Origin of the sequence: Serpentinimonas barnesii, assembly GCF_000696225.1 — a bacterium.
Lineage (GTDB): Bacteria > Pseudomonadota > Gammaproteobacteria > Burkholderiales > Burkholderiaceae_C > Serpentinimonas > Serpentinimonas barnesii.
Map to the genome: position 1 here is coordinate 1 of NZ_BAWN01000029.1, position 26,476 is coordinate 26,476.

25 protein-coding genes are annotated in these 26,476 nt (G+C 64.6%); 11 read left to right on the forward strand and 14 right to left on the reverse strand.

The features are described 5' to 3' along the window. Nucleotides 1-472: 472 nt before the first annotated feature. The 9 genes from SRAH_RS08890 to SRAH_RS08930 all read right to left on the reverse strand — a co-directional run bounded on the left by SRAH_RS08890 (nt 473) and on the right by SRAH_RS08930 (nt 7,901). Nucleotides 473-889, reverse strand: coding sequence for a F0F1 ATP synthase subunit epsilon (locus SRAH_RS08890; RefSeq protein ID WP_029462998.1), 417 nt, complete (start codon nt 887-889; stop codon nt 473-475). 90 nt (nt 890-979) lie between these two features. Beyond that, nucleotides 980-2,410: a F0F1 ATP synthase subunit beta gene (atpD, locus tag SRAH_RS08895; protein ID WP_029462999.1), complete on the reverse strand. Its 1,431-nt coding sequence runs from the start codon at nt 2,408-2,410 to the stop codon at nt 980-982. A gap of 41 nt (nt 2,411-2,451) precedes the next feature. Then, nucleotides 2,452-3,321 carry a F0F1 ATP synthase subunit gamma gene (gene atpG / locus SRAH_RS08900; RefSeq protein WP_029463000.1) on the reverse strand — a complete coding sequence of 290 codons (870 nt, stop codon included), beginning with the start codon at nt 3,319-3,321 and terminating at the stop codon, nt 2,452-2,454. A gap of 32 nt (nt 3,322-3,353) precedes the next feature. Then, on the reverse strand, nt 3,354-4,910 hold the full coding sequence (gene atpA / locus SRAH_RS08905; protein ID WP_029463001.1) for a F0F1 ATP synthase subunit alpha: 1,557 nt from the start codon (nt 4,908-4,910) through the stop codon (nt 3,354-3,356). Nucleotides 4,911-4,951: 41 nt separating this feature from the next. Next, nucleotides 4,952-5,482: a F0F1 ATP synthase subunit delta gene (locus tag SRAH_RS08910; RefSeq protein WP_029463002.1), complete on the reverse strand. Its 531-nt coding sequence runs from the start codon at nt 5,480-5,482 to the stop codon at nt 4,952-4,954. Nucleotides 5,483-5,501: 19 nt separating this feature from the next. Further along, complete coding sequence (locus tag SRAH_RS08915) at nt 5,502-5,972, reverse strand: F0F1 ATP synthase subunit B (RefSeq protein ID WP_029463003.1); 471 nt, start codon at nt 5,970-5,972, stop codon at nt 5,502-5,504. Between the two features lie 105 nt (nt 5,973-6,077). After that, complete coding sequence (atpE, locus tag SRAH_RS08920; RefSeq protein ID WP_029463004.1) at nt 6,078-6,326, reverse strand: F0F1 ATP synthase subunit C; 249 nt, start codon at nt 6,324-6,326, stop codon at nt 6,078-6,080. 99 nt (nt 6,327-6,425) lie between these two features. Then, on the reverse strand, nt 6,426-7,331 hold the full coding sequence (atpB, locus tag SRAH_RS08925; RefSeq protein WP_029463005.1) for a F0F1 ATP synthase subunit A: 906 nt from the start codon (nt 7,329-7,331) through the stop codon (nt 6,426-6,428). A 33-nt stretch (nt 7,332-7,364) separates the two neighbouring features. Beyond that, nucleotides 7,365-7,901 carry an ATP synthase subunit I gene (locus SRAH_RS08930; RefSeq protein WP_029463006.1) on the reverse strand — a complete coding sequence of 179 codons (537 nt, stop codon included), beginning with the start codon at nt 7,899-7,901 and terminating at the stop codon, nt 7,365-7,367. A gap of 221 nt (nt 7,902-8,122) precedes the next feature. Between SRAH_RS08930 and SRAH_RS08935 the strand changes: the two genes are divergently transcribed. From SRAH_RS08935 to lipA, 3 genes are read left to right on the forward strand one after another with little or no spacing between them, the layout of a single operon-like run. Beyond that, entirely contained in the window at nt 8,123-8,392 is a 270-nt protein-coding gene (locus tag SRAH_RS08935) for an HP0495 family protein (protein WP_029463007.1), read from the forward strand. Next, nucleotides 8,393-9,085, forward strand: a complete 693-nt coding sequence (gene lipB, locus SRAH_RS08940) for a lipoyl(octanoyl) transferase LipB (RefSeq protein WP_045476942.1) — start codon at nt 8,393-8,395, stop codon at nt 9,083-9,085. It abuts the gene before it with no gap. 44 nt (nt 9,086-9,129) lie between these two features. Next, nucleotides 9,130-10,119, forward strand: coding sequence for a lipoyl synthase (lipA, locus tag SRAH_RS08945; RefSeq protein ID WP_029463009.1), 990 nt, complete (start codon nt 9,130-9,132; stop codon nt 10,117-10,119). 11 nt (nt 10,120-10,130) lie between these two features. On the opposite strand, the gene SRAH_RS08950 is transcribed toward lipA, so the two are convergent. Beyond that, entirely contained in the window at nt 10,131-12,077 is a 1,947-nt protein-coding gene (locus tag SRAH_RS08950; protein ID WP_082039814.1) for a TolC family outer membrane protein, read from the reverse strand. 265 nt (nt 12,078-12,342) lie between these two features. On the opposite strand from SRAH_RS08950, the gene SRAH_RS08955 reads away from it, so the two are divergent. Beyond that, nucleotides 12,343-12,969, forward strand: a complete 627-nt coding sequence (locus tag SRAH_RS08955; protein ID WP_231849369.1) for a transglutaminase-like cysteine peptidase — start codon at nt 12,343-12,345, stop codon at nt 12,967-12,969. A 40-nt stretch (nt 12,970-13,009) separates the two neighbouring features. Next, nucleotides 13,010-14,932: an EAL domain-containing protein gene (locus tag SRAH_RS08960; protein WP_029463012.1), complete on the forward strand. Its 1,923-nt coding sequence runs from the start codon at nt 13,010-13,012 to the stop codon at nt 14,930-14,932. A gap of 6 nt (nt 14,933-14,938) precedes the next feature. Here SRAH_RS08960 and gyrB read toward each other — a convergent pair whose 3' ends face one another. From gyrB to dnaA, 3 genes are all read right to left on the reverse strand, one after another. Then, nucleotides 14,939-17,566: a DNA topoisomerase (ATP-hydrolyzing) subunit B gene (gyrB, locus tag SRAH_RS08965; protein WP_029463013.1), complete on the reverse strand. Its 2,628-nt coding sequence runs from the start codon at nt 17,564-17,566 to the stop codon at nt 14,939-14,941. An 89-nt stretch (nt 17,567-17,655) separates the two neighbouring features. Then, nucleotides 17,656-18,762 carry a DNA polymerase III subunit beta gene (dnaN, locus tag SRAH_RS08970; RefSeq protein ID WP_029463014.1) on the reverse strand — a complete coding sequence of 369 codons (1,107 nt, stop codon included), beginning with the start codon at nt 18,760-18,762 and terminating at the stop codon, nt 17,656-17,658. A gap of 133 nt (nt 18,763-18,895) precedes the next feature. Further along, the gene (gene dnaA, locus SRAH_RS08975; RefSeq protein ID WP_045476946.1) at nt 18,896-20,383 is read right to left on the reverse strand and encodes a chromosomal replication initiator protein DnaA; all 1,488 of its coding nucleotides are present in this window, start codon (nt 20,381-20,383) and stop codon (nt 18,896-18,898) included. A 285-nt stretch (nt 20,384-20,668) separates the two neighbouring features. Here dnaA and rpmH point away from each other — a divergent pair, with 285 nt between their 5' ends. The 6 genes from rpmH to SRAH_RS09005 all read left to right on the forward strand — a co-directional run bounded on the left by rpmH (nt 20,669) and on the right by SRAH_RS09005 (nt 25,973). Next, on the forward strand, nt 20,669-20,803 hold the full coding sequence (rpmH, locus tag SRAH_RS08980) for a 50S ribosomal protein L34 (RefSeq protein WP_029463016.1): 135 nt from the start codon (nt 20,669-20,671) through the stop codon (nt 20,801-20,803). A gap of 70 nt (nt 20,804-20,873) precedes the next feature. Next, nucleotides 20,874-21,260 carry a ribonuclease P protein component gene (locus SRAH_RS12660; protein WP_232841027.1) on the forward strand — a complete coding sequence of 129 codons (387 nt, stop codon included), beginning with the start codon at nt 20,874-20,876 and terminating at the stop codon, nt 21,258-21,260. Beyond that, the gene (gene yidD / locus SRAH_RS12665; RefSeq protein ID WP_029463018.1) at nt 21,253-21,537 is read left to right on the forward strand and encodes a membrane protein insertion efficiency factor YidD; all 285 of its coding nucleotides are present in this window, start codon (nt 21,253-21,255) and stop codon (nt 21,535-21,537) included. The genes SRAH_RS12660 and yidD overlap by 8 nt, the downstream gene beginning before the upstream one ends. Next, a complete protein-coding gene (gene yidC, locus SRAH_RS08995; protein WP_029463019.1) occupies nt 21,534-23,276 on the forward strand; it encodes a membrane protein insertase YidC in 1,743 nt (580 codons plus the stop codon). The genes yidD and yidC overlap by 4 nt, the downstream gene beginning before the upstream one ends. 39 nt (nt 23,277-23,315) lie before the next feature. Then, the gene (mnmE, locus tag SRAH_RS09000) at nt 23,316-24,833 is read left to right on the forward strand and encodes a tRNA uridine-5-carboxymethylaminomethyl(34) synthesis GTPase MnmE (protein ID WP_029463020.1); all 1,518 of its coding nucleotides are present in this window, start codon (nt 23,316-23,318) and stop codon (nt 24,831-24,833) included. A gap of 39 nt (nt 24,834-24,872) precedes the next feature. Continuing rightward, nucleotides 24,873-25,973, forward strand: a complete 1,101-nt coding sequence (locus SRAH_RS09005; RefSeq protein ID WP_029463021.1) for a 3-deoxy-7-phosphoheptulonate synthase — start codon at nt 24,873-24,875, stop codon at nt 25,971-25,973. Between the two features lie 46 nt (nt 25,974-26,019). Here the strand turns inward: SRAH_RS09005 and recX are convergent, their stop codons facing one another. Beyond that, a complete protein-coding gene (recX, locus tag SRAH_RS09010; protein ID WP_232841028.1) occupies nt 26,020-26,469 on the reverse strand; it encodes a recombination regulator RecX in 450 nt (149 codons plus the stop codon). Nucleotides 26,470-26,476: the final 7 nt, after the last annotated feature.

Here is a 26,476-nt window from a genome sequence, read left to right on the forward strand (position 1 = left end):
AAGTGGACACGATGGTCTCAGGATGATCGGCTGTCTGCAAGATGGGTTGGCGGGACGCTTACAGTGCGGTAGCACGAAATCCCACCCACGGCGCTGCGCCTCGGTGGCAAAGGTTTTGGCGTAGTGGCTGTGCGAGCTGCCCTCAAGGCCATGAAACAGCACCAAGGTGGTGCCAGGCGCGACGCCGCAAAGCTTGTGTTCGCTCGCAGCGGCTGCAGGGCGCAGGGCATTGGCGGCTCCAACTGGGGTGCAGGGCGGGCTATCTAGCCAGTCGGCGTCTATAAAATCGCCATCTGGAGTAAGCCAACGCTGACGCCTGAAGGCCAGCGGCGGGATGCGGTGGCTGCGGCCCCACAGGGCAGTGCAAATGGTCTGCGCATGGCCGCCGGGCAGCCAAGCTGGCGCACGGTAAGGCCAGCCCGTATCCATCACCGACCCGACGTTGCGCTGGTCAGGCCGGCGGGCGCAGCACTCAGCGCTTTTGGCGGAACTTGCGCAAGGCGGCGATCTGCGCCGCCATCACCGCCAGCTCCGACGTGGCCTTGGCCAGATCGACGTCGCTCTTGGCGTTTTTGAGGGCTTCTTCGGCGTGCTTGCGGGCGTCGTTGGCCTTGGCCTCGTCGAGGTCGTGGCCGCGGATTGCGGTGTCGCTCAGCACCGTGACCAAGCGTGGCTGCACCTCCAGAATGCCACCAGCCACAAAAACGAATTCTTCGTCGCCATCGGCTTTCTCGATGCGCACCGCACCAAGCTTGATGCGGGTGATCAAGGGAATGTGGCCAGGCAGTATGCCCAGCTCACCGGCCTCGCCCGGCAACGAGACGAATTTGGCCTGCCCACTGAAAATCGATTCTTCGGCGCTGACCACCTCGACTTGTATCGTGCTCATCTGTATTCCTTGGCTAAAGTCCAGGCTTAGGCGCTGCTGGCCTGCACCCCATCCAAAGAATCGGGTACAAGCCAAGCAACGCGGCGCGCATCAGGCCAGTTTCTTGGCCTTCTCGAAGGCTTCGTCGATGGTGCCGACCATGTAGAAAGCCTGCTCGGGCAAGTGGTCGCACTCGCCGTTGGTGATCATCTTGAAGCCGCGGATGGTTTCCGACAGCGGCACGTACTTGCCGGGCGAGCCGGTGAACACCTCGGCCACGTGGAAAGGCTGCGACAGGAAGCGCTGAATCTTGCGCGCCCGCGACACCGCCAGCTTGTCTTCAGGTGCCAATTCGTCCATGCCCAGAATGGCGATGATGTCGCGCAGCTCTTTGTAGCGCTGCAGCGTACCCTGCACGGCACGGGCCACCGCATAATGCTCGGCGCCCACCACCAGCGGGTCGAGCTGGCGGCTGGTGGAGTCCAGCGGGTCCACGGCGGGGTAAATGCCGAGCGAAGCGATGTCGCGCGAGAGCACCACGGTGGAGTCCAAGTGGGCGAAGGTGGTGGCGGGCGAGGGGTCGGTCAAGTCGTCGGCCGGCACGTAAACGGCTTGGATCGAGGTGATGGAGCCGACCTTGGTGGAGGTGATGCGCTCTTGCAGGCGGCCCATTTCTTCGGCCAGCGTGGGCTGGTAGCCCACGGCGGAAGGCATGCGGCCCAGCAGCGCCGACACTTCGGTACCGGCCAGGGTGTAGCGGTAGATGTTGTCGACGAAGAACAGCACGTCGCGGCCTTCGTCGCGGAACGACTCGGCAATCGTCAGGCCGGTGAGCGCCACGCGCAGGCGGTTGCCCGGCGGCTCGTTCATCTGGCCATAGACCATCGCCACTTTAGATTCGGGCAGGTTCTCGAGATTCACCACACCGGAGTCGGCCATCTCATGGTAGAAGTCGTTGCCTTCGCGGGTGCGCTCGCCCACGCCAGCAAACACCGACAGGCCGCTGTGCGCCTTGGCGATGTTGTTGATGAGCTCCATCATGTTCACGGTCTTGCCCACACCGGCACCGCCGAACAGACCCACCTTGCCGCCTTTGGCGAAGGGGCAGACCAAGTCGATCACTTTGATGCCGGTTTCCAGCAGCTCTTGCGAGGGCGAGAGTTCGTCGTAGGCCGGGGCCTTGCGGTGGATCGGGGCGGTTAGGGTTTGGTCTACCGGGCCGCGCTCGTCGATCGGCTGGCCGAGCACGTCCATGATGCGGCCCAGGGTGGCTTTGCCCACCGGCACCGTGATGTTGGCGTGGGTGTTGCTCACCCGCATGCCGCGGCGCAGTCCGTCGGACGAACCCAGCGCGATGGTGCGCACCACGCCGTCGCCGAGCTGCTGCTGCACTTCCAGCGTCAGCGCCGTGCCTTCCATTTTGAGTGCGTCATAGACGCGCGGCATTTGGTTGCGCGGAAATTCCACATCAACCACGGCGCCGATGCACTGCACAATCTTGCCCTGTACCGCGGTGTTCACTTCTGCGTTGGCTTGAGACATGTTGGATACCTTTTAATGCTCTGAATCTTTGAAGGGCAGCCTCAAACGGCCGCCGCACCCGCAACAATTTCCGACAGTTCTTTGGTGATGCCGGCTTGGCGTGTTTTGTTGTATATCAGCTTGAGTTCGCTGATCACGCTGCCCGCGTTGTCGGTCGCGGCCTTCATGGCCACCATGCGCGCCGACTGCTCGGAAGCCATGTTCTCGGCCACCGCCTGATAGACCTGCGACTCGATGTAGCGCACCAGCAATTCGTCGATCACGGTCTGCGCGTCGGGCTCGTAGAGATAGTCCCAGTCATAGCCTGGGGCACCGGTTTCGAGCGTCTCGGCTTTCAGGGGCAACAACTGCTGCACCACCGCTTCTTGGCGCATGGTGTTGATAAAGCGCGTGTAACACAGTTGCACCGAACTCAGCCGCCCTTGCATATAGGCGTCGAGCATCACCTTGACCGGGCCGATGAGCTTTTCCAGGTGCGGCGTGTCGCCCAGAGCGGTCGCATGCGACACCACCTTGGCACCGATGCGATTCATAAAACCCAGCCCCTTGTTGCCGATTGCCACCACCTCGGTGCTCAAACCTTGGTTTTGCGCCTCACGCAGTTGGTTGGTCACCAGGCGCAGCACGTTGGTGTTCATGCCGCCGCACAGGCCCTTGTCGGTCGTGATGACAACCAAGCCAGCCACCTTGGCTTCGGGGTGCGTGAGCATGAACGGGTGCTCGTACTCTGGGTTGACACGTCCGAGGTTGACGGCGATCTGGCGCACCTTCTCGCTGTAGGGCCGCGCCATGCGCATGCGCTCTTGCGCCTTGCGCATTTTGGAGGCGGCCACCATTTCCATGGCTTTGGTGATCTTCTTGGTGTTTTCCACCGATTTGATCTTGGTGCGGATTTCCTTGCCGGCTGCCATTGATGCTCCTTATCGGGTTGCGCCGCAGCGCATCAGTAGGCGCCGGACTGCTTGAACGCGCCAATCGCCTGGCTGAGCTCGGCCTCGGACTCTTTGCTCAAAGCCTTCTCGCTCTCGAGTGTGGCCAGCAAGGCAGCGTGTTTGTCTTTCAGGTAGCCGTGCAGGCCCGCCTCGAACGACAACACTTTTTTCACATCCACGTTATCAACAAAGCCCTTGTTGACCGCGTACAGCGTGGCGGCCATGAGCGCGATAGAAAGCGGGCTGTACTGCTTTTGCTTGAGCAGTTCGGTCACGCGGGCACCGCGGTCGAGCTGCTTGCGCGTGGCTTCGTCGAGGTCGGAGGCAAACTGGGCAAAGGCGGCCAGCTCGCGGTACTGCGCCAAGTCGGTGCGGATACCGCCCGAGAGGCCCTTGATCAGCTTGGTCTGCGCCGCACCACCGACACGCGAGACCGAGATACCGGCGTTGATGGCGGGGCGCACGCCGGCGTTGAACAGGCTGGTTTCCAGGAAGATCTGACCGTCGGTGATCGAGATCACGTTGGTCGGAACGAAGGCCGAGACGTCGCCAGCCTGGGTTTCGATGATCGGCAGCGCGGTGAGCGAGCCGGTCTTTCCCTTGACTTCACCCTTGGTGAAGGCTTCCACGTAGTCGGCGTTGACGCGCGCGGCGCGCTCGAGCAAGCGGCTGTGCAGATAAAACACGTCGCCGGGGTAGGCTTCGCGGCCTGGTGGGCGGCGCAGCAACAAGGAAACCTGGCGATAGGCCACGGCTTGCTTGGAGAGGTCGTCGTAAATGATGAGCGCGTCTTGGCCGCGGTCGCGGAAGTACTCGCCCATGGTGCAGCCCGAGTAGGGGGCGAGGTACTGCATGGCAGCAGATTCAGAGGCGGAAGCGGCCACCACGATGGTGTAGTCCATGGCCCCGGCCTGCTCGAGCGCGCGCACCACGTTCTTGATCGACGAGGCCTTCTGGCCAATCGCGACGTAAACGCAGGTCATGTTCTGACCTTTTTGGTTGATGATGGCGTCGATGGCCACCGCGGTTTTGCCGGTCTGGCGGTCGCCGATGATCAGCTCGCGCTGGCCACGGCCGACGGGCACCATCGAGTCGATGGACTTGAGCCCGGTCTGCACCGGCTGGTCCACTGATTTGCGCGCGATCACGCCGGGAGCGACTTTTTCGATCACGTCGGTCATTTTGGCGTTGATCGGGCCTTTGCCGTCGATCGGGGCGCCCAAGGTGTTGACCACGCGGCCGATCAGCTCGGGACCCACCGGCACCTCCAGAATGCGCCCGGTGCACTTGACCGTGTCGCCTTCGCACAGGTGTTCGTAGGCACCCAGAATCACGGCACCGACCGAGTCGCGCTCGAGGTTGAGTGCCAGACCGTAAGTGGGCTGCCCTTCGGAATTGAGCGGGAATTCGAGCATTTCGCCTTGCATCACGTCCGAGAGGCCATGGACGCGGCAAATGCCGTCGGTCACCGAGACCACGGTGCCTTGGTTGCGCACATCGGTGCTGGCCACCAGCCCTTCGATGCGCGACTTGATCAGTTCAGAAATCTCTGCGGGGTTGAGCTGCATGACGCTATCCTTTTATGTGTGTGCGGGCGCAGGGGCGGCTTTCAGGCCGTCAGCGCCACCTTCATTTGATCCAGACGGGCTCGGACGGAGAGGTCGAGCACTTCGTCTCCCACCGACACCCGCACCCCACCAATCAGTTCTGGCTGCAATTCAACCTTCAGCTGCAGCGGACGCCCAAATCGTTGCTCCAACGCCTGCCCCAACTCGGCCAAGGCAACGGCATCGAGCGGGTAAGCGCTGCGCACCAAGGCATCGGCTCGGCCGCGCTCTGCGTGGATGCGCTGGCGCAACTGCAGCGCCATTTCGGGCAACACAGCCAGACGGCCGTTGTCGATCACGGTGCGCAAAAAGTTGCGCCCCAGCTCCGGTAATGGCTCTTCGAATAAGCCCACGATTAAGTCGAGTACCTGCTCGGCCGTGACTTTGGGGCTGGAGGCCCACTCCAGCAACAGCGGGTTGGCAGCCACGGCTGCCAGGTCGTCGAGCCACTGCGCAGCGCTCTCGGCCTGATTCCCTGCAGCTTGGTACAGCGCCAATGAATAAGGGCGGGCAATGGTAGCGAGTTCGGCCATGTTGTCCTCTAAGAGCGGATCAAAGCTCGGTCTTGAGGCGTGCCAACAAATCGGCGTGCACCCCGGCATTGACTTCACGGCGCAGGATTTGCTCCGCGCCCTGCACCGCCAGCACAGCCACTTGTTCGCGCAACTGCTCACGCGCCCGCAAGATAAACTGCTCGGCCTCGGTTTCGGCTGAGACGCGAATTTTGACCGCCTCCTCCGTCGCTCGGGCCTTGGCCTCTTCGATGATCTGCTGCGCCCGTCGTTCGGCATCGGCCAGCCGTGAGGCCGACTCGCTGCGCGACTTGCCCAGCTCTTCTTCGACGCGCCTGCTGGCCATGGTCAGTTCGATCTTTGCTTTTTCGGCAGCGGCCAAGCCCTCGCCGATTTTAAGCGCACGGTCATCAAGCACCTTGGCCAAAGGCGGCCAAACGTACTTCATTGTGAACCAGACCAAGATCGCAAAGACGATCGCCTGAGCAAACATGGTTGCATTGAGATTCATTGCAACGCCTTTCAGTGGTTTACCGGGTTGAAAGCGCTTGCGCGCACTGCATTATTTTCACCGCAGTCCCGTGGCCTGCGGTTCCACACCCACAAATGCCAACCGTTAAGCCAACACAAAGGGGTTGGCGAATGCAAACAGCAAGGCAATGGCAACGCCAATAATAAAGGCGGCATCAATCATGCCAGCCAAAACGAACATCTTGGTTTGCAGTTCGCCCATCAACTCGGGTTGTCGCGCCACAGCCTCAAAAAACTTGCCGCCCATAATAGCAATTCCAATTGATGCACCAATTGCACCAACGCTGACAATCAAGCCACAAGCCAATGCGACGAGTCCAAGAGTGAGTTCCATGTTGATTCCTTTATTTGAGAACGAGGTTGAGGAGAGGAGAGGAGAGGAGAGGAGAGGAGAGGAGAGGAGAGGAGAAAAAAGTGCTTGTCATCCCTAGGCTCAATGCGCCTCATGCGCCTGGCCAAGGTAGATGATAGCCAACGTCATGAAAATGAATGCCTGCAAAGTGATGATCAAAATGTGGAAAATAGCCCAAGCAGATCCGGCAATCAAATGCGCAATGAACAGCCCACCGCCAAATAAAGTCAGTGCCGCGTAGCCACCCAGTAGCGCAATCAACATGAATATCAACTCGCCGGCAAAGAGGTTGCCGAACAACCGCATGCCGTGTGAAACGGTTTTGGCAATGTATTCGACAATCTGCATGGGAAAGTTAATCAGCGCCATCAGCACAGCAACGACAGGGTTTTTGCTGGTGCCAAATGGTGCCGAAACAAGCTCATGCGCCCATCCGCCCAAACCCTTGATTTTGATATTGTAATACAAACACATGAGCAAAACTGCGCACGCGATACCTAAGGTTGTTGAAATATCGGCCGTAGGCACAATACTGAAGTAATCAGGCATACCAAAGAAAGCATGCAAGCCGTCGTCGGTATGGTCGTGAACAAATGGGATACCGTAAGCCCAGATGAAGGGAAACAAATCAACCGGGATCAGATCCATGAAGTTCATCATGAAGACCCAGCAAAACACCACCAGCCCCATGGGAGCGATGACTTTGCGGCTTTGCGGGTTGTGAATCAAGGCCTTGACTTGATTGTCCACCATCTCAACCAGCAGCTCGAAAAAGGCCTGGAAACGCCCCGGTACACCAGCGGTGGCATGCTTGGCAACGCGTTGCAAGACCCAACACACCAAAGCACCGAGCAAAATGCTCACACCCACCAAGTCGATATTGACGACCGAAAAATCGACCAGCTCGGTCTGCTTGTCGCTGGTCAAGTGCCCCAAGTGGTGCACTATGTATTCACTTGGCGTTGGGCCAGGGATTTCTGTTGTCATGTTTGAATCGTTAGATCAAAAAGTTCGACTTTCTTACTGGGCAGACGGCTGATTTCTCAGCCAATGCGCCACCCAATACGCCTTCAGCACTAACACCAAACCCAGCAGCAAGCCGAGCCAGCTCAAATCAGGGATCAGGCGCGGCGCCAACACCAACATGGCGATGGCTAGCGCGAGCTTGACCCCCTCCCAAAAAAACATTCCGGCCAACAAAGCCGACCCCTGCCCCGGCTGGGCGGCGCGCTTGCGCGCACCGCGGCTGGCCGTCACGCCATACGCCATCAGCGCCGTGGGCAGCAGCACACACAGCCCGCCGTAAAACACCGACGCCACCCAAACCGGCTGTCCCAAAACAAAGGCCAGCGGCACCGTCAGCGCAGTCGCCAGCAACAACAACACCACCTGCCAGCGCACCACGCTCCAGACCGAAGTCTGCGGCTGGCGCGACCGCCACTCACGCGCCTGTTCGGCCGTGAGGGGCTTGAAATCTTCAGACTCGGCCGCAGCTTCTGCATCAGGGCCCTTGGAGCGCTCACGCTCACTTGCGGGCTCGCGCAAAGAGTGGGGCATGGTCTACACCTCGAACGACTGATTGATGACGAGCTGCCAGCGCACAAACTTGGGGCGCCAAAACACCGCATTGCTGCGCGCAGGTGAAACCTCAAAACCAACGCATTATACGTAGAAACCCGCAGCCCTTCCCGTTTTTTGCACGCATTTCACGCAAGCGTCATGTTTGAGTCACACCCGCCCGCATCACACCCACCGTCCTGCGCCGCGATAATACCGCCATGCCCACCCCATCCGACTCGCTGATTGAATACCCCTGCCAGTTCCCGATCAAGGTGATGGGGCACAACGTGCCCGGCTTCGTCGAGGCCATGCTGCAACTGGCACAGCAGTTCGACCCAGCGCTAGACCCGGCCACCTTGGAGCAACGCCCGAGCAAGGCTGGCAACTACCTCGGTTTGACGCTCACGGTGCAGGTGCACAACCGCGAGCAGCTTGACGCGCTCTACCGCGCCCTGAGCGCACACCCACTCGTTAAAGTGGTGCTCTAAATGCCCGATGCACTTCCCGGCTTGCTGCTGCGCCCCTTGGGGCAGGTGGATTATGGGCCCACCTTTGAGGCCATGCGCGCCTACACGCAGCAGCGCGGCCACGATAGCGCCGACGAAATCTGGCTCTGCCAGCACCACCCCGTTTACTCCCAAGGCCTGGCCGGCCAAGCCGCGCACCTGCTGCAGCCGGGCGCCATCCCGGTGTTTCAGTCCGACCGCGGCGGCCAGGTGACCTACCACGGCCCGGGGCAGCTCGTGGCCTACCCGCTGCTGGACTTGCGCCGCGCCGGTTTGTACGTGAAGCAGTATGTGCACCGGCTCGAAGAGGCGCTGCTGCGCACGCTGGCGCAGTTGGGTGTCACGGGGCACCGCATCGCTGGCGCACCGGGTATTTATGTGCGCCTAGCCGACCCCTTTGACCACGCCGCCCTGACCGGGCCACGCCCGGCTTCCGACCCCTTTGCGGGCTTGGGCAAGATCGCCGCCTTGGGCATCAAGGTGCACCGCCACTGCAGCTACCACGGGCTGGCCTTGAACGTGGCGATGGACCTGGAACCCTTTGCCCGCATCAACCCCTGCGGCTACGCTGGGCTGCAAACGGTTGATCTATCTACAATCGGGGTAGCGGTTGAGGTGGCCGAGGTGGAGCCGCTGCTGCTGCGCCACCTGGTGGACTTGCTCGGGTACAAATAAAGCCCCCCGCCCCACTTTTCCGCCGCACCCCCTCACATGCGCCCATGAACACCTCCACCCCCCTCAGCACCGACCCCGCCGCCGCCAGCCCGGCCGCCTACGACGCCAGCGCCAAGCAAAAGAGCCAGGCCAAAACGGCGCGCATCCCGATCAAAATCGTGCCCGCCGAGGTGCTGAAAAAACCCGACTGGATACGCGTCAAGGCCGCCGCGCCGGGCAGCCGCTTTTATGAAATCAAAGAGGTGTTGCGCAGCCAGAAGCTGGTCACGGTGTGCGAGGAGGCCTCCTGCCCCAACATCGGCGAGTGCTTTGGCAAGGGCACCGCGACCTTCATGATCATGGGCGACAAGTGCACCCGGCGCTGCCCCTTTTGCGACGTCGGGCATGGCCGACCAGACCCCCTCGACGCCGAGGAGCCCGACAAGCTGGCGCGCACCATCGCCGCGCTGGGGCTCAAATACGTGGTGATCACCAGCGTGGACCGCGACGACTTGCGCGATGGCGGCGCGGCGCATTTCGTGGCCTGCATAGCGCGCACGCGCGCCTTGTCGCCCCAGACCCAGATCGAGGTGCTGGTACCCGATTTTCGCGGTCGCGATGAGCGCGCCTTGGATATTTTGTGCGCCGCCCCGCCCGATGTGATGAACCACAACCTGGAAACCGTGCCGCGCCTCTACAAAGAAGCCCGCCCCGGCAGCGACTACGCCTTTAGCCTGCAGTTGCTGCAAAAGTTCAAGGCGCGCCAGCCGCACATCCCCACCAAAAGCGGGCTGATGCTGGGTTTGGGCGAAACCGATGAAGAAATTTTGGCCGTGATGCAAGACCTGCGCGCCCACGGCGTGAGCATGCTCACCATCGGCCAGTACCTTGCGCCCAGCAGCCACCACCTGCCGGTGCGCCGCTACGTGCACCCCGACACCTTCAAAATGTTCGAGCAGCAGGCCCAAGCCATGGGCTTTGACCACGCTGCCGTCGGCCCGCTGGTGCGCAGCTCCTACCACGCCGACTTGCAGGCCAGCGCGGCCGGGGTTTGAGACAGCAAGAATCAGCGCCGCGGCTGCTCCACCACCGTGATGTCGACCCGGCGGTTTTGCGCCCGACCTTGAGCCGTGTCGTTGCTGGCCACCGGCTGGGCCTCGCCGCGCCCTTCGGTGCGAATGCGCTCGGCCGACACGCCCTGGTTCACCAGATAGGCTTTGACCGCCTCGGCGCGGCGCAGCGACAGGCGCTGGTTGTGCGCCTCGCTGCCCATGCTGTCGGTGTGGCCAACCGCGATCACCACGTCGAGGTTGATGGCGCGGATGCGCGCGACCACCTCGTCGAGGCGCTGGCGGCCATCGGGGCGCAGCACGGCGCGGTCAAAGTCGAACAGCGCATCGGCGGCAAACGTGATTTGCTGCGGGGCTGGTGCGGCAACCGGAGCCGGTGCTGGGGCCTGAACCGCGGCGGGGGCGACAGCGGCGGCCGGGGCAGCCGCCGGCAGCACCGGCCGCGCCCGCACCGGGGCCTCGGCCACCGCGCGCGCCTTGTCCACCACCAGCAGCGCCGGGGCCTCGAAGGGGCAGAGTTCTTCGGGCGGCAGGGCACCGCGGTCTTGGCCGAGCTGCTCCAGCGTCGGCTGGTCGGGCCGGTTCACGCCCAGCGCGGCCGTCAATTGGCCCATCGCCGCCAACGTGCGCGCCTGCGCCAAGAACTGGTTGTACTGCGCATTGAGGAAGGCGCGGCTGGCTTCGAAGTACTCGTTTTGTGAGTCCAGCAAATCGAGCAGGGTGCGCTGGCCGATGTCGAACTGCTGCCGGTAGGCGTCGCGCGCCACCTCAGTCGAGAGCCGGTGCTGGTTCAAAAAGCCCAGTTGCTCGTTCAGGCGCTGCACATCGTTGAAAGCGATGGTGAGCGTCTGACGCACGTTGCGGCAGGCCAGTTCTTGCAACTGGCGCGCTTGGGCGTTTTGCTCCACCGCCTGGCGTTCGCGCGCTTGATCGGCCCCACCGCGGTACAGGTTGTAGTTGAGCACCACCTCGGCCACGGTGTCGCGGGTGCGGCCGGGGACGTTGTTGAGGTCGCGGCCCCAGCTTTGGCGCACGCGGAAATCCACCCGCGGCCAGAAGGCGGACTGACGCGCTTCGATCTGGCTGCGACTGGAGCGCACATTCTCAAACGCCGCATTGATGGTCGGGCTGTTGGGTAGACCCTGGCGCAGCGCGTCGGTCATGGTGGCGGGCACCCCCGGCAGACGCAACCCTTCGCGCAGCGGTGGCAAGGTTGTGGGCGCCAGCGTGCCCATGATGCGCTGGAAGCGTGCGCTCACATCGTGCAGGTTGCTGATTTCGGTCAGCAGGTTGGATTCGGCCAGCGCCAAGCGCCCAGTCGATTGGTCGGCATCGACGCGCCGCCCCACGCCCGCGCCGACGCGCTCCTCGATCTGGCCCGACAAAATGCGGTGCTCGACGTAGTTTTGCTTGGCCTCCTCGGTCAGGGCCGAGTAGCGCGCCACATCGACGTAGGCGCGCGCCGCTTCCAGCGCCACGCTCTCGACCACCTCCATCAGCTCGTAGTAGCGCACCAACTCGGCGTATTCGAGCCGCTGCACCTCGTTGCGGGTAAAGCCGCCGTCGAACAGCATCTGGTTGAGCGTGAGCGAGCCGCCGTGCCGGGTGTACCAGCCGGTGTTGTTGCCTGGTGCGCGGTTGGTTTCGCGGCCCACGCCGTAATTCAAATCCACCTGTGGCCGCCAGCCGGCCATGCCGGCGTCGCGCTCGGCTTGGGAGGCGGTGAAGTTGTACCAGCGCGCCTGCACCTCGGGGTTGCTCAGGATGGCTTGGCGCACGGCCTCGATCATGGGTGCGGGCAGGGCCGCCGCGGCTGTGGCCGCTGGGGCCGGTGCAGCAGCCGGTGCTGCGGGAGCAGGCTGAGCTGGCGTCACTTGGGCCTGCAGGCCGCCTACACCAAACAAGGCGGCCAGCGCCACCACAGAGAGAGAGAACGTTTGCATGATGGGACCTTTCTTTGGTACACCGGACTTTCCGGGACACAAGACTTACTTGAACAAAGGTAGCCAGCTCAACTTGAGCTATGCTAGGGGCGCATCTTAAAGCAATTCTCGCCCGACGCGCTCAAGTATTGCTTCGATCATTTTAGACTGCCGCACAAAAACCACATACTGCCCTCCTTCTTTCCGCCCACCACCACCCGTGCCCATCTGGCTCATGCGCTTTTCACGCACCCCCCTAACACTGGGACTGCCCCTCTTGGCTCTGGTGTGGGCGCTGGTGTTGGCAGGCTTGGGCTTGGGCTGGGCCAGTCCCAATCTGGATCTCAAGCAGCGCCTGGCTCAAGAGCGCTTCGGCCCGCAGGCCGCGCAAACCGTGGCCGCTTGGCGCAGCATGATGGAGCAAGCGCGCACGCAACCGGTCGAGCGCCAGTTGCAAATGGTGAACAATTTCTTTAATCGCCGCATCGTTTTTGCGCTCGACCCCACGGTCTGGGGCCAAGCCGATTACTGGGCCACACCGCTGGAATTCATGGGCCGTGCCAGCGGCGACTGCGAAGACTACTCGATTGCCAAATACGTTACGTTGCTGCTGCTGGGTGTGCCCAACGAGCAGATGCGCCTGATCTACGTGCGCGCGCGCACCGCTGGCGCCCTGACCGAGGCACACATGGTGCTGGGCTTTTTTGAAACGCCGCTCGCCGAGCCACTGATCTTGGACAATCTCATCACCAGCGTTCGGCCCGCTTCGAGCCGCCCCGATCTCACGCCCTTGTTTAGCTTCAACAGCGAAGGGCTGTGGGTGGCCGGGCAGACGCAACAAGTCGCCAGTTCGACGGCGCGCCTGTCGCGCTGGCGCGATGTGCTCGAGCGCATGTCCAGGGAGGGGCTGTGAAGCACCGCCTGCTCCTGTTTACATCCCAAGGGGAACCGTCATGTCATTAGTCAAGCAACTCTGGTTGGCCATCATCGTGGTGATGGCGATCGCCTTTGGCGGCAGCCTGATCGTCAACGTGCTGTCGGCGCGCGCCTACTTGCAGCAGCAGTTGCAGATCAAGAACATCGACAACGCCACCTCGCTGGCGCTGGCCCTGACGCAGCTCGACAAAGACCCGATGACGGTGGAGCTGCTGGTCTCGGCCCAGTTCGACGCCGGTCACTACCGCTTCATCCGCATCGTCAGCCCCACCGGCGAAACCCTGGTGGAACGGGTGTTTGAAGGCGAGGTGGTGGGGGCGCCAAGCTGGTTTGCGCAACTGATTCCGCTCGAAGCCGAACCGGGCCGGGCCCAGGTGCAAGATGGCTGGCGCCAGTTTGGCACCGTGGTGCTGGCCAGCAACGAGCAGTTTGCCTACAAAAATCTGTGGCAAGGCACGCTGGATTTGCTGCTCTGGTTTGTGTTGGGCGCCCTCTTCACCGGCCTGCTGGGGAGCTACGCGCTGCGCGTCATCACGCGCCCACTCGGGGCGGTGGTGCAGCAGGCGCAGGCCATCTCGGAGCGCCGCTTCCTGACCCAACCCGAACCGCGCACGCCCGAGCTGCGCGCCGTCAGCCGCGCCATGAACGACATGGCCGGCCGCATCCAAGCCATGTTTGCCGACGAGTCGACCCGGCTCGAGGCTCTGAGCAAGCGCGTCAACCTCGATCCCGTCACCGGATTGGCGAACCGGGAGCACTTTTTGTCCTACCTGCGCGAGGCGCTCAGCGGCGAACAGTTCGGCTCTGCGGGCACCTTGGTGCTGGTGCGGCTGGCCCACCTCAACGAGCTCAACGCCAAGTTTGGGCACCAGCGCGCCGACCAGTTGCTGCGTGCCCTCGGCTCCGTGTTGCAGGGCTGCGACCAGGAAAATCCGGGCCAGCGCTCGGGACGCATCAAGGGGGGCGAGTTCGCCATCGTCTGCCCGACACTGGCCTCACCGACCGAAGCCGCGCAACTGCTCTACGAGCGCCTGTGGCGCAACTGGCTGCCCGACTGGGAACCCGAGTTCCCCGATCTGTTCCACTTGGCGGCGGTGGGATATGTGCGCCCGCAAAGCCTGCCCGACTTGCTCACGCGGGCCGATCAGGCGCTGGCGCTGGCGCGCACCAAAGGCCCCAACCGCTGGCACGCCGACGAACGCGAAGACGCGGGTCAATTCAGTCTGCCGGCCGAACGCTGGCGCACCCTGCTCACCGAAGCGGTGCACGGCGGGCGGCTGAGCCTGGCTTTCTACCCGGTGGTGCAACGCGACCCGAAGCAGCCCCTGCACCAAGAGGGGATGATCCGCCTGCGGCTGGGCAGCGAAGGGCAGTTGCTCAGCGCGGGCGACTTCATGCCCATGGCCGCCAGCCTCAACCTCACCGCCCCCATCGACTTGGGCGTGGTGCAACTGGCGCTGGAACACCTGCGCCAAGTCAGCGGCGATGTGGCGGTCAACCTGTCGGCCGAAACAATTGCCGATTTTGGCTTTCGCAACCAATTGGTGCAACTGCTGCAGGGCTTTGCACCACTGTGCCCGCGGCTCTTGTTTGAAGTGCCGGAGTACGGGGTGTACAAGCAGTTCGATGCCTTTTGCGACCTCGTGCGCAGCCTCAAGGTGCTGGGCTGCCGGGTTGGGATCGAATACTTTGGCCAGCAGTTTGCCAGCAACGGCAAACTGGCCGGCTTGGGGCTGGACTACATCAAGGTGCACCCCAGCTTCGTGCGCGGCATAGGCCAAAACCCAGGCAACCAAGAATTTTTGCGCGGGCTGTGCACCATGGCGCATGCGCTGGGCATCACGGTCATTGCCCAAGGGGTCGAGAGCGCCGACGACCTGCCGCTGCTGGCCCAATTGGGCTTCGACGGCGCCACCGGGCCCGGCGTCACAGGAGACTGAATTGCCTCACACGTCGATGTTGCTGGCGCGCAAGGCGTTGTTTTCGATGAACTGGCGCCGCGGCTCGACTTCGTCGCCCATCAGGGTGGTAAAGACGCGGTCGGCTTCGATCGCGTCTTCGATGCGCACTTGCAGCAGGCGGCGCACCGCCGGGTCCATGGTGGTTTCCCACAGTTGCTCGGGGTTCATCTCGCCCAGGCCTTTGTAGCGCTGGCGCGCGCTGCCGCGCTCGGCCTCGGCCAGCAGCCAGCTCATGGCAATGCGAAAGTCCGTCACTTTTTCTTCCTTGCGCCGCTCGCCTTCGCCGCGCCGCACCGTGGCCCCGTCGGCCAGCAAGCCGGCAAAGGTCTGCGCCGCTTCGGCCAGCGCGGCGTAATCGGCTCCGTGCACAAAATCTTGCGTGATCACGCTGCTGCGCACGTTGCCGTGGTGGCGGCGGCTGATGCGCAGCAGCGGTTTGTCGCTGCGCAGATCGAACTCGGCCGTGACTTCGGCCGGCACCCCGGTGCTGCTCAAGGTGCGCAAAGCGGTCTGCAGGGCGGCGGCGCTGGCGCTGGCTTGCTCCATGTCGTCGAGCGCCAGCGCCACGCCGTCGGCCATGGCGCGCAGGGCCTCGGCGTCCATGAAGGCGCTCAGGCGCGCGATCACCGCTTCGGCCACCTGGTGCCGGCGCGCCAGCTCGGCCAGCGTGTCGCCCTCTAGGGTGCGCCCTTGCTCGCCGCCAGTGTGGATGGCTGCGTCGCGCAGCGCGATGCGCAACAGGAAGGCGTCGAGCGCGGCGGCGTCTTTCAGGTACAGCTCTTCCTTGCCCGACTTGACCTTGTACAGCGGCGGCTGCGCGATGTAGATGTGGCCGCGCTCGACCAGCTCCGGCATCTGGCGGTAAAAGAAGGTCAGCAGCAGGGTGCGGATGTGCGCGCCATCGACGTCGGCGTCGGTCATGATGATGACGCGGTGGTAGCGCAGTTTGGCTATGTTGAAATCGTCGGATCCGCTCTTTGCCTTGGGATTGAACTCGTCGGCGGCGCTGGATTTGCCGATGCCGGTGCCCAGCGCGGTGATGAGCGTGAGGATTTCGTTGCTGGAAAGCAGCTTTTCGTAGCGCGCTTTTTCGACGTTGAGGATTTTGCCGCGCAGGGGCAAAATGGCCTGAAACTTGCGGTCGCGCCCCTGCTTGGCGCTGCCGCCGGCGCTGTCGCCCTCGACGATGTAGATTTCGCACAGCGCCGGGTCTTTTTCCTGGCAGTCGGCCAGCTTGCCGGGCAGGCCCATGCCGTCGAGCACGCCTTTGCGCCGTGTGAGCTCGCGCGCCTTGCGCGCCGCTTCGCGCGCCCTGGCCGCGTCCACGATCCTGCTGCACAGCAGCTTGGCGTCTTGCGGGCGCTCTTCCAGGTATTCGGTCAGCGCCTTGGCAACGATGTCTTCCACCGGGGCGCGCACCTCGCTCGACACCAGCTTGTCTTTGGTCTGGCTGCTGAACTTGGGCTCGGGCACCTTGACCGAGAGCACGCAACACAGGCCCTCGCGCATGTCGTCGCCGCTGACCTCGACCTTGGCCTTTTTGGCCACCTCGTTTTGTTCGATGTACTTGCCGATCACGCGCGTCATGGCCGCGCGCAGGCCGGTGAGGTGGCTGCCGCCGTCGCGCTGCGGGATGTTGTTGGTGAAGCAGAGCACGTTTTCGTTGTAGCTCTCGTTCCACTGCATCGCCACCTCGACCCCGATCTCGGTGCCGGGGATGCCGCCGTAGCTCTCGGCTGGCCGTGCGCCGCTGGCGTAGAAGGCGTTCGGGTGCAGCACTTTTTTGCCGGCGTTGATGAACTCGACAAAGCCCTTGACGCCGCCGGTGCCGGAAAAATCGTCCTGCTTGCCGCTGCGCTCGTCGTGCAGGCGGATGCGCACCCCGTGGTTGAGAAAGCTCAGCTCGCGCAGCCGCTTGGCCAAAATCTCGTAGTGAAAATCGGCGTTTTGCTGAAAAATCTCGCTGTCGGGCAGAAAGTGCACCTCGGTGCCGCGCTTTTCCGTCGCCCCGCCCAGGCGCATCGGCGACACCTCCACGCCCTCGACGCGCTCAACCAGGCGCTGCTGCACGTCGCCGCGGGCAAATTCGAGCTGGTGCACGCGGCCGTCGCGGCGCACGGTCAGGCGCAGCCAGCGCGACAGCGCGTTGACGCAGCTCACGCCCACCCCGTGCAAGCCGCCCGAGACCTTGTAGCTGTTTTGGTTGAACTTGCCGCCAGCGTGCAGCTCGGTGAGCGCAATCTCGGCCGCGCTGCGCTTGGGCTCGTGCTTGTCGTCCCACTTGATGCCGGTGGGGATGCCGCGCCCGTTGTCGGTCACGCTGATGGAGTTGTCGGAGTGGATGGTGACGACGATGTCGTCGCAGTGGCCGGCCAGCGCCTCGTCGATCGAGTTGTCCACCACCTCGAACACCAGGTGGTGCAGCCCGGTGCCATCCGACGTGTCGCCGATGTACATGCCGGGGCGCTTGCGCACCGCCTCCAGCCCTTCGAGGATCTGGATCGAGCCTTCGCCATAAGCGGCGCTGGCGGCGGCGCTGGCTGCACTGGCCGCGCTGGCGGCCGACGGTGGCTCAACAGAGTCCGGCAGGGGGGCGGGGAATTCGGAATTCATGGATCACAACTCTCATCAAACGCACCGCCCGCACAAAGGCGGGCGCAAGGGGTCAAAAGGCGCCGCCAGCCCAGCCGGCGGCGCCGGGCTCAGATGCGCATCGGCATCACCACGTACTTGTAGCTTTCGTGCTCGGGTATGGTCAACAGGGCCGAGGCATTGTTGTCGGCCAACTCCAAACGCACCATCTCTTGTGCCATGTTGCTCAAGCCCTCGATCAGGTAGGTGACGTTGAAGCCCATTTCGATCATGGGCCCTTGGTACTCGATGTCGAGCTCGTCCAGCGCCTCTTCCTGTTCGGCATTGTGCGCCACCAGCCGCAGCACACCGGGCTCCAGGCTCAGGCGCACGCCTTTGAACTTGTCGCTGGTCATGAGGGCGGCGCGTTGCAGCGCGGCCAGCAGAGGCTGGCGGCCCAGCAGCAGCACGTGCGGGTGCTGGCGCGGAATGACGCGGTTGTAATCCGGGAACTTGCCCTCCACCAGCTTGCTGATGAACTCCAGCCCAGCAAAACTGAAGCGCGCCTGGTTCGAGGCAAATTGCAGCTCGACTTCGCCCTCGGCGTTGGAGAGCAGCCGCTGCAACTCCAGCACCGTCTTGCGCGGCAGGATCACCTCTTGCTTGGGCACCTCGACTTCGAGCGCGGCGCTGGAGAAGGCCAGCCGGTGGCCGTCGGTGGCCACCAGGCTCAGGGTCTTGCCTTCGGCGACGAACAAAATCCCGTTCAGGTAGTAACGGATGTCTTGCACCGCCATGGCAAAGGAAACCTGGCCCAGCAAGCTCTTGAACACCTTTTGCGGCACGCTGAAGGCGGGGCCGAAGCTGGGGGCCTGCTGCACCAGCGGAAAATCTTCAGCGGGCAGGGTTTGCAGCGTGAAGCGCGACTTGCCGCCCTTGAGCACGAGTTTGGACTGCTGCGCCTCCAGCGTGACCTTTTGTTCAGCCGGCAGGGTGCGCAAAATGTCGATCAGCTTGCGCGCGCCCACCGTGGTGGCAAAAGCGCCTTCGTCGCCCCCAAGCTCGGCCTGGGTGCGGATCTGGATTTCGAGGTCGCTGGTGGTCAGCTCCACCAAGCCCCCCACTTTGCGCAGCAGCACATTGGCCAGCACCGGCATGGTGTGGCGGCGCTCCACAATGCCCGACACCGCCTGCAAGGCGGCCAACAGCTTGTCTTGGGTCGATTGCACAACGATCATGGGCGGGCTTTCGGTTCGGGTTCAGTTAAAGGGTGGGGTGGTGCGGCCGCGCAGGCAGCCGGTCACAGGCCAACGGCGAATTGTTGCAGGTTTGCGGGACGGTGCCTTGGCATTGGGGGGCCTTGCAGCGGGCTCAGCCCTTGAGGGTCTGCTCCAGCACGTGCAACTGCTGGTTGAGCTCGCTTAGGGTCTGGCGTTCGGCGGCGATCTTGCGCACCGCGTGCAGCACCGTGGTGTGGTCGCGCCCGCCAAACAGCTCGCCGATTTCGGGCAGGCTTTTTTGGGTCAGCTCCTTGGCCAGAAACATGGCGATCTGGCGCGGGCGTGCGATGTTGGCCGGGCGCTTGCGCGAGTACATGTCGGCCACCTTGATCTTGTAAAAATCGGCCACCGTTTTCTGGATGTTCTCGACCGAGATCTGCCGGTTCTGGATGCTGAGCAAGTCGCGCAGCGCCTCGCGCGCCAACGCAATCGAAATCTCTTTGTGGTTGAAGCGCGAGTAGGCCAAGATCTTGCGCAGCGCCCCTTCGAGCTCGCGCACGTTGGAGCGCACGTTCTTGGCCACGAAAAAAGCCACCTCTTCGGGCAGGCGCTCGCCTTCGGCTTCGGCCTTGCTAATCAAAATGGCCACCCGCATTTCGAGCTCGGGCGGCTCGATGGCCACCGTCAGGCCGGCGTCGAAGCGCGACACCAGCCGCTCGTGGATGTCGGCCAGGCCCTTGGGGTAGGTGTCGCTGGTCATGACGATGTGGCTTTTTTTGGCCAGCAGCGCCTCGAAGGCGTTGAAAAACTCCTCCTGCGTGCGCTCTTTGTTGGCAAAAAACTGCACGTCGTCGATCAGCAGCAAGTCCAACGAGTGGTAACGCGCCTTGAACTCATCAAAAGTTTTGCGCTGGTAGGACTTGACCACGTCGGTCACAAACTGCTCGGCGTGGATGTAGAGCACCTTGGCCGCCGAGCGCCCCGCCAGCAACTGGTTGCCGATGGCGTGCATCAGGTGCGTTTTGCCCAAGCCCACGCCGCCATAGATAAACAAGGGGTTGTAGAGCTGCCCCGGGTGGTGCGCCACGTGCATGGCGGCCGCACGCGCCATCCGGTTGGCCGTGCCCTCGACCAAGGTGGAAAAAGTCAGGCCTCCGTTGAGCCGATGCAGCGGCTCAGCCCGCTTGGCCGGGGCGGCGTTGCCCGCCGCTGTGGCGTGGGCTGCGGGGCCGGAAGTCGGCGCCATGGCCAAGGCCTCGGCATCGAACCCGTCCGCATCGGCCGCTGGGTCGGCCGCCGCATCGGTCGGCATGGGGCGGGCTGGCACAGGTTTGCCCGGGGTGGTGCGCGCGCTCGGTCGGTTGGCCAACACCAGCTCAAGCGCCACCGGCCGCCCGGCCACCGCCTGCAAAGCGGCGGCGATGCGGGAGGCGTACTGGGTGCGGATGCAGTCGAGCTTGAAGCGGCTCGGCAGCAGCAGCGTGACCGAGTCGGCCGTCTGCGACACCTGGGCCGCCAAGGGGCGGATCCAGGTGTTGAACTGCTGCGCGGGCAGTTCGAGCGCCAAGCGCTGCACACAGGCCGACCACAAAGCCTCCGCAGGCTCCGAGACTTCGGGCGCAATCAAAACTAGGGACATGGGAAGGTGTAATCGAATCGGGTCGCCAGTGGGTGCTTTGAAGAACCCACCAGCCGACGCCGCATTGTAGCGGCGCCCCAGAGTTATCCACATGTGTTTTGCCCCTGCGGCTTACCCGCATGCTGGTTTACACTCAGCGCACCGTGCCCGGACTTGGCGTCCTTGCAGACCTGCGCGGTTTTCATACTTGGCAAAACCGCCAAACTTTGAGATAATCCAAGGTTTGGTCGCAAAACCGATCCAACCCCCAAGCCCGAACCCAGACTTTTAACGAGCCCGAGCATCATGAAACGCACCTACCAACCCTCCAAAGTCCGCCGCGCCCGCACCCACGGCTTCTTGGTTCGCATGAAGACCCGCGGTGGCCGCGCCGTCATCAATGCCCGGCGCGCCAAGGGCCGCAAGCGCCTGGGCCTTTGATCCAAACCGGCCGGCTGCCAAGCTGACGTGAGGCCCCATGGTTAGCGAGCGCGCAACGGCTGCCGCCTCGGTGCTTGCCCCACCCCAGCACATGCGCGAGCGCAGCCAGTTCGACGCCCTGCTGCGGCGCGCACCGCTGCGCAAAAGCGCGCATTTTGCGCTGCACGGCGGGGCACCCGATGTCGCCTTGGGCGAGCTGTTTCCGGGGCCGGGCCACTGGGTCGGCGTCGTGCTGCCCAAGCGCTGGGCGCGGCGCGCCGTCACGCGCAATCTGTTGCGGCGCCAAATCTACGCAGCGGCGCACGCCTTGGCGCCCAGCCAGCCCCCTTTGGCGCTGGTGGTGCGCCTGCGCTCAGCCTTTGCGCCCGGGCAATTTCCCAGCGCCGCCTCGGTTGCCTTGCGCCGCTGCGTCCGCGCCGAGCTGCAACAACTGCTCCAGGGCCTGCACCGTGCGTAACTGGCCCCAGCGCCTGCTCATCGGTTTGGTGCGCGGCTACCAGCTCCTGCTCAGCCCTTGGCTGGGGCCGAGCTGCCGTTTTGAGCCCACCTGCTCCCACTACAGCCTGCAAGCCCTGCGCCAACACGGCGCGCTGGGCGGCAGCTACCTGACGCTGCGGCGGCTGGCGCGCTGCCACCCGTGGTGCGCCGGTGGCTGCGACCCGGTGCCCGCGCATCTGGCGCGCCCGTTTTCCTCCCTCCTGAGCACCCCCCGCTCGCGCAAGAAGCCCTCATGACCGACATTCGCCGCTCCATCCTCTGGGTGATCCTGGTGTTCTCGCTGATCCTGCTGTGGGACCAGTGGCAGCTATACAACGGCCGCGAGGCGACCTTCTTCCCCACCGGGCAACCGCCCGCCACCGCCCCGGTGGCGGCGGATGCAAGCGCTCCTGCGGCTGCGGCGACCCTGCCCCCGGCCATGGCCGCCGCGCCGGCCAATGCCGCCCTGCCCACCGCCACCGTGCTGGGCGCCCAGCCCGACGCCCTGGTGCCACCCGCCCCCGCCCCGGCCGCCCCGCGCGAGACCGTGACCGTGCGCACCGACGCCATGGAGCTGACCTTCGACACCCAGGGCGGCGCGCTCATCGGTGCCACGCTGCTGCGCCACTTCGAAGAGGTCGGGCGCGAGCTGCGCCAAACCCAAACCCCGCTGCGCCTGTTCAAGCAAGACGGCGAGCGCACCTACGTGGCGCAAACCGGCCTCATCGGTGGCGACTTCCCCAACCACACCACCCCGATGCGGCTGGTGTCGGGCCCACCGCAATTTGCGCCTGGCCAAACCGAGCTCACACTGCGCTTCGAGTCCGAGCCCGTGGGCGGCGTGGTGCTGGCCAAGATCTACACCGTGGCGCGCGATGCGCACGTGATCGGGGTGCGCCACGAAGTGCGCAACAGCGGGGCTGCAGCGGTGACGCCGCAAGTCTATGTGCAACTGGTGCGCGACGGCCTGCAGGCGGGCAGCGACGTGCCCTTTTACTACACCTTCACCGGCCCGGTCGTCTACACCGATCTGGCCAAGTTCCAGCAAGTCGAGTTCGAGCAGTTGGCCGCCGGCGAGGCCGAGTTCCAGCGCACCGCCAGCGACGGCTATGTGGGCATGGTGCAACACTATTTCGCCAGCGCCTGGCTGCTGCCCCAGGGTGTGGAGCGCGAAAACTTCATGCGCATGGTCGGCCCACTGTATTCGGTGGGTTCCATCAGCGCCTTGGGCAGCATCGCCCCAGGCGAGGTGCGCGCGTTCGACAGCCGGCTCTTCGTTGGGCCGCAATACGAAACCGAACTCGAGCTCATCGCCCCCGGTCTGGACCTGCTCAAAGACTACGGCTGGCTGACCGTGCTGGCCAAGCCCATGTACTGGCTGCTCTACCAAATCCACGCCTTGGTCGCCAACTGGGGCTGGGCCATCGTGCTGCTGGTGGTGCTGATCCGCGCCGCCTTCTACTGGCTCAACTCCAAGGCCTACCGCTCCATGGCCAAGATGAAGGCGATCAACCCGCGCATGATGGAAATGCGCGAGCGCCTCAAAGACAACCCGCAACTGATGCAGCAAGAGATGATGAAGCTGTACCGGGAGGAAAAGGTCAATCCGCTCGGCGGCTGTCTGCCGATCCTGATCCAGATTCCGGTCTTCATCGCCCTGTACTGGGTGCTGCTGGCCAGCGTGGAGATGCGCAACGCGCCTTGGGTGCTGTGGATTTCCGATCTGTCCACGCCCGACCCCTTCTTCATCTTGCCGCTGCTGATGATGGTCACCACCGTGATCCAGACCGCCCTCAACCCGCTGCCGCCCGATCCGCTGCAAGCCAAGCTGATGTGGATTCTGCCCTTCGTCTTCAGCATCATGTTCTTCTTCTTCCCGGCTGGGTTGGTGCTGTACTGGCTCGTCAACAACGTGCTGACGATCGCGCAGCAGGCCTACATCAACAACAAGATGGGCGTGCCGCTCAAGTTCACCCTCCCCAACTTCAAGAGCTGAAGCGGTGGCGGATGACGGGCGGGCACGGCGGCGGCAGGCATGAGGCGAGAGCCCATCGTCGCCATCGCCACACCGCCCGGGCGCGGCGCGGTGGGCATCGTGCGCGTCTCGGGGCTGGGGCTGGAGCCGCTGGTGCGCGCCCTGTGCGGCCGCACCCTGCCGGCACGGCAGGCCTGCTACGGCCCTTTTCTGGAGTACGACGGCAGCGCCATCGACCACGGACTGGCGCTGTTTTTCCCGGCCCCGCACTCCTACAGCGGCGAAGACGTGCTGGAGCTGCAAGCGCACGGCGGCCCGGTGCTGCTGCAACTGTTGCTGGCGCGCTGCCTCGGGGCCGCCGCCGAGCCCAACCCGGCCACCGGCCAGCCGCGCCTGCCTGGCCTGCGGCTGGCGCGGCCGGGTGAGTTCACCGAGCGCGCCTTTTTGAACGGCAAGCTCGACTTGGCGCAGGCCGAGGCGGTGGCCGACCTGATCGATGCCGCCACCGAAAGCGCGGCACGGGGCGCGGCGCGCTCCTTGTCGGGTGCCTTTTCGCAGGCGCTGCAGGGGCTGCGCGAGCGCCTGATCGGGCTGCGCACGCTGGTGGAGGCCACACTCGACTTCCCCGAAGAAGAAATCGACTTTCTGCAGCAGGCCGACGCGCTGGGCCAGTTGCAGCGCCTGCGCCAGCAACTGGCCGAGGTGCAGCGCCAGACGCGGCTCGGGGCGCTGCTGCGCGAAGGCATCCGGGTAGTGATCGCCGGGCAACCGAATGTGGGCAAAAGCTCGCTGCTCAACGCCCTGGCCGGGGCCGAGCTGGCGATCGTCACGGCCGTGGCCGGCACCACGCGCGACGTGCTGCAGCAAAGCATCCAGATCGAAGGCGTGCCGCTGCACGTGATCGACACCGCGGGCTTGCGCGCCAGCACCGACGAAGTCGAGCGCATCGGCATCGCACGCGCCTGGGCGCAAATCGCCAGCGCCGATGTGCTGCTGTGGCTGCGCGACCCGACCCGCAGCGGCCAGCCCGACTACGACCAGGCCGACACCGCGCTGGCCACCGAGCTGCAAGCGCGCTGCGCCGCCGGGGTGCCGCTGTTGCAGGTCTGGACCAAGGCCGACCTGCTGGCCAAGGGTTCCATAGCAGCCTGCGCTGCCCAAGCTCCTCCCAGCGGCGGCCCATGCGCCAGCGCAGCGCCTAATGCACCGGCCTTGCCCTCGGCGGCCTTGCCCTCGGCGGCTTTGCACCCGGAGGCACCGCCCCCAGAGGCCCTGCACCTGTCGGCCCAAACCGGGGCCGGGCTGGACGCGCTGCGCCAGCGCCTGCTCGAATGCGCCGGTGGCCAAAGCGGCGCCGAGGGCTTGTACAGCGCCCGCGCGCGCCACGTGCAGGCGCTGCAACGCGTCGGCCTGCACCTAGAAGCGGCCGAGCTGCACCTGCAAGCGCCCGCCCCGCTGCTGGAGCTGCTGGCCGAAGAGCTGCGGCTGGCGCAAAGCGCGCTGAACGAAATCACCGGCCAGTTCAGCGCCGACGACCTGCTGGGCCAGATCTTTGGCTCCTTTTGCATCGGCAAGTGAGCCCAGACCCATTCCACCCCGCCCACGCCCACGCCCACCATGCACCACGTCCCACCGCAGCGCAGCGCCCCCTCCACGCTCGACCACACCCGCATCGACGACCTGCGCATCGCCGCCGTGCGCCCGCTGCTCACCCCCGCGCTGCTGCAAGAATGGCTGCCGCTGCCCGAGGCCAGCGCGGCCTTGGTCGAGCGCAGCCGCACCGAGATCGCTCGCCTGCTGCGCGGGCAAGACGACCGCTTGCTGGTGGTGGTGGGCCCGTGTTCGATCCACGACCACGAGCAGGCGCTGGAATACGCCCGGCTGCTGCAGGCCCAGGCGGCGGCGCTGGCGCCCGATCTGCTGCTGGTGATGCGGGTGTATTTCGAAAAACCGCGCACCACCGTGGGCTGGAAGGGCTACATCAACGACCCGCACCTCGATGGCAGCTTTGCCATCAACGAAGGGCTGGAGCGCGCGCGCCAGTTGCTGCTCGACATTCTGGCGCTGGGGCTGCCGGTGGGCACCGAGTTTCTGGATTTGCTCTCGCCCCAGTTCATCAGCGACTTGGTGACGTGGGGTGCCATCGGTGCCCGCACGACTGAGAGCCAGAGCCACCGCCAGCTCGCCAGCGGCCTGAGCTGCCCAGTGGGCTTCAAAAACGGCACCGACGGCGGGGTGCAGGTGGCGGTCGATGCGCTGCAAGCCGCCGCCGCACCACACGCCTTCATGGGCATGACCAAAATGGGCCAAGCCGCCATTTTTGAGACCCGGGGCAACGCCGACTGCCACCTGATTTTGCGCGGCGGGCCACAGCCCAACTACGCCGCGGCCGATGTGCAAGCCAGTTGCCAGCGGCTGCGTGCCGCTGGCCTGCGCGAGCAGGTGATGATCGATTTTTCCCACGCCAACAGCCGCAAGCAACCCCTGCGCCAGCTCGAAGTCGGCTCCGATGTGGCGGCGCAACTGGCCGCCGGTGAGCGCCGCATCCTCGGTGTGATGATCGAGAGCCACCTGCACGAAGGCCGCCAAGACATGGTGGCCGGCCAGCCGCTGCGCCACGGCGTTTCGCTCACCGATGCCTGCCTCGGCTTCGAGCAAACCGTGCCGCTGCTGCAGCAACTCGCAGCCGCCGTGCGCCAGCGCCGCCAGACCCCGTAAGCGACCCCCATCGCGCCAGCCGCGCTGACCATGGGCTGCGGTTGCTTTACTCGGCTGCCGCGTCCGAGCCCAGCGGCGGCACCACGCGGCAGGCCAAGCCAGTGGCAAAACCGCGCCCGAGCAGAAACCGGATCTGGCGCGCGCGCTCGCTCGCATCGAGCGGGGGCTGGCCAAACTTTTTTTGCCACACCTGCTGCGCCCGCTCGGCCTCGCTGCCCGCCAGCGCCGCCGTGGCCTGCTCGACTTGCTCGGCCCCCACACCGCGCTGGCGCAGCTCGGAGCGGATGCGCGCCACCCCCTGGCGAGTGGCGCGGTTGCGGCTCAGGGCCTCGGCAAAGCGCGCATCGCTGAGCCAGCCTTGCGCTTGCAGCTCATCCAGCAGCGCCTCCAGCTCGGCCTGGTTCTGCGCCTGATCGGCATGGGGCTGCAGCTTGCGCGCCAGCTCCAGCCGGCTGTGCTCGCGCTGCGCCAGCGCCCGCAGCGCGCGCGCCTTCAAGGACAGC

Coding starts and splice junctions, on each gene's coding strand:
- SRAH_RS08960 (WP_029463012.1), top strand. CDS start 13,010: ATGTCATTAGTCAAGCAACTCTGGTTGGCCATCATCGTGGTGATGGCG.
- dnaA (WP_045476946.1), bottom strand. CDS start 20,383: ATGTCCCTAGTTTTGATTGCGCCCGAAGTCTCGGAGCCTGCGGAGGCT.
- SRAH_RS08930 (WP_029463006.1), bottom strand. CDS start 7,901: ATGCCCCACTCTTTGCGCGAGCCCGCAAGTGAGCGTGAGCGCTCCAAG.
- lipA (WP_029463009.1), top strand. CDS start 9,130: ATGAACACCTCCACCCCCCTCAGCACCGACCCCGCCGCCGCCAGCCCG.
- SRAH_RS08950 (WP_082039814.1), bottom strand. CDS start 12,077: ATGCAAACGTTCTCTCTCTCTGTGGTGGCGCTGGCCGCCTTGTTTGGT.
- rpmH (WP_029463016.1), top strand. CDS start 20,669: ATGAAACGCACCTACCAACCCTCCAAAGTCCGCCGCGCCCGCACCCAC.
- gyrB (WP_029463013.1), bottom strand. CDS start 17,566: ATGAATTCCGAATTCCCCGCCCCCCTGCCGGACTCTGTTGAGCCACCG.
- dnaN (WP_029463014.1), bottom strand. CDS start 18,762: ATGATCGTTGTGCAATCGACCCAAGACAAGCTGTTGGCCGCCTTGCAG.
- lipB (WP_045476942.1), top strand. CDS start 8,393: ATGCCCGATGCACTTCCCGGCTTGCTGCTGCGCCCCTTGGGGCAGGTG.
- atpE (WP_029463004.1), bottom strand. CDS start 6,326: ATGGAACTCACTCTTGGACTCGTCGCATTGGCTTGTGGCTTGATTGTC.
- SRAH_RS08890 (WP_029462998.1), bottom strand. CDS start 889: ATGAGCACGATACAAGTCGAGGTGGTCAGCGCCGAAGAATCGATTTTC.
- SRAH_RS09005 (WP_029463021.1), top strand. CDS start 24,873: ATGCACCACGTCCCACCGCAGCGCAGCGCCCCCTCCACGCTCGACCAC.
- SRAH_RS08910 (WP_029463002.1), bottom strand. CDS start 5,482: ATGGCCGAACTCGCTACCATTGCCCGCCCTTATTCATTGGCGCTGTAC.
- SRAH_RS08915 (WP_029463003.1), bottom strand. CDS start 5,972: ATGAATCTCAATGCAACCATGTTTGCTCAGGCGATCGTCTTTGCGATC.
- atpA (WP_029463001.1), bottom strand. CDS start 4,910: ATGCAGCTCAACCCCGCAGAGATTTCTGAACTGATCAAGTCGCGCATC.
- yidC (WP_029463019.1), top strand. CDS start 21,534: ATGACCGACATTCGCCGCTCCATCCTCTGGGTGATCCTGGTGTTCTCG.
- mnmE (WP_029463020.1), top strand. CDS start 23,316: ATGAGGCGAGAGCCCATCGTCGCCATCGCCACACCGCCCGGGCGCGGC.
- atpG (WP_029463000.1), bottom strand. CDS start 3,321: ATGGCAGCCGGCAAGGAAATCCGCACCAAGATCAAATCGGTGGAAAAC.
- atpB (WP_029463005.1), bottom strand. CDS start 7,331: ATGACAACAGAAATCCCTGGCCCAACGCCAAGTGAATACATAGTGCAC.
- atpD (WP_029462999.1), bottom strand. CDS start 2,410: ATGTCTCAAGCCAACGCAGAAGTGAACACCGCGGTACAGGGCAAGATT.
- SRAH_RS08935 (WP_029463007.1), top strand. CDS start 8,123: ATGCCCACCCCATCCGACTCGCTGATTGAATACCCCTGCCAGTTCCCG.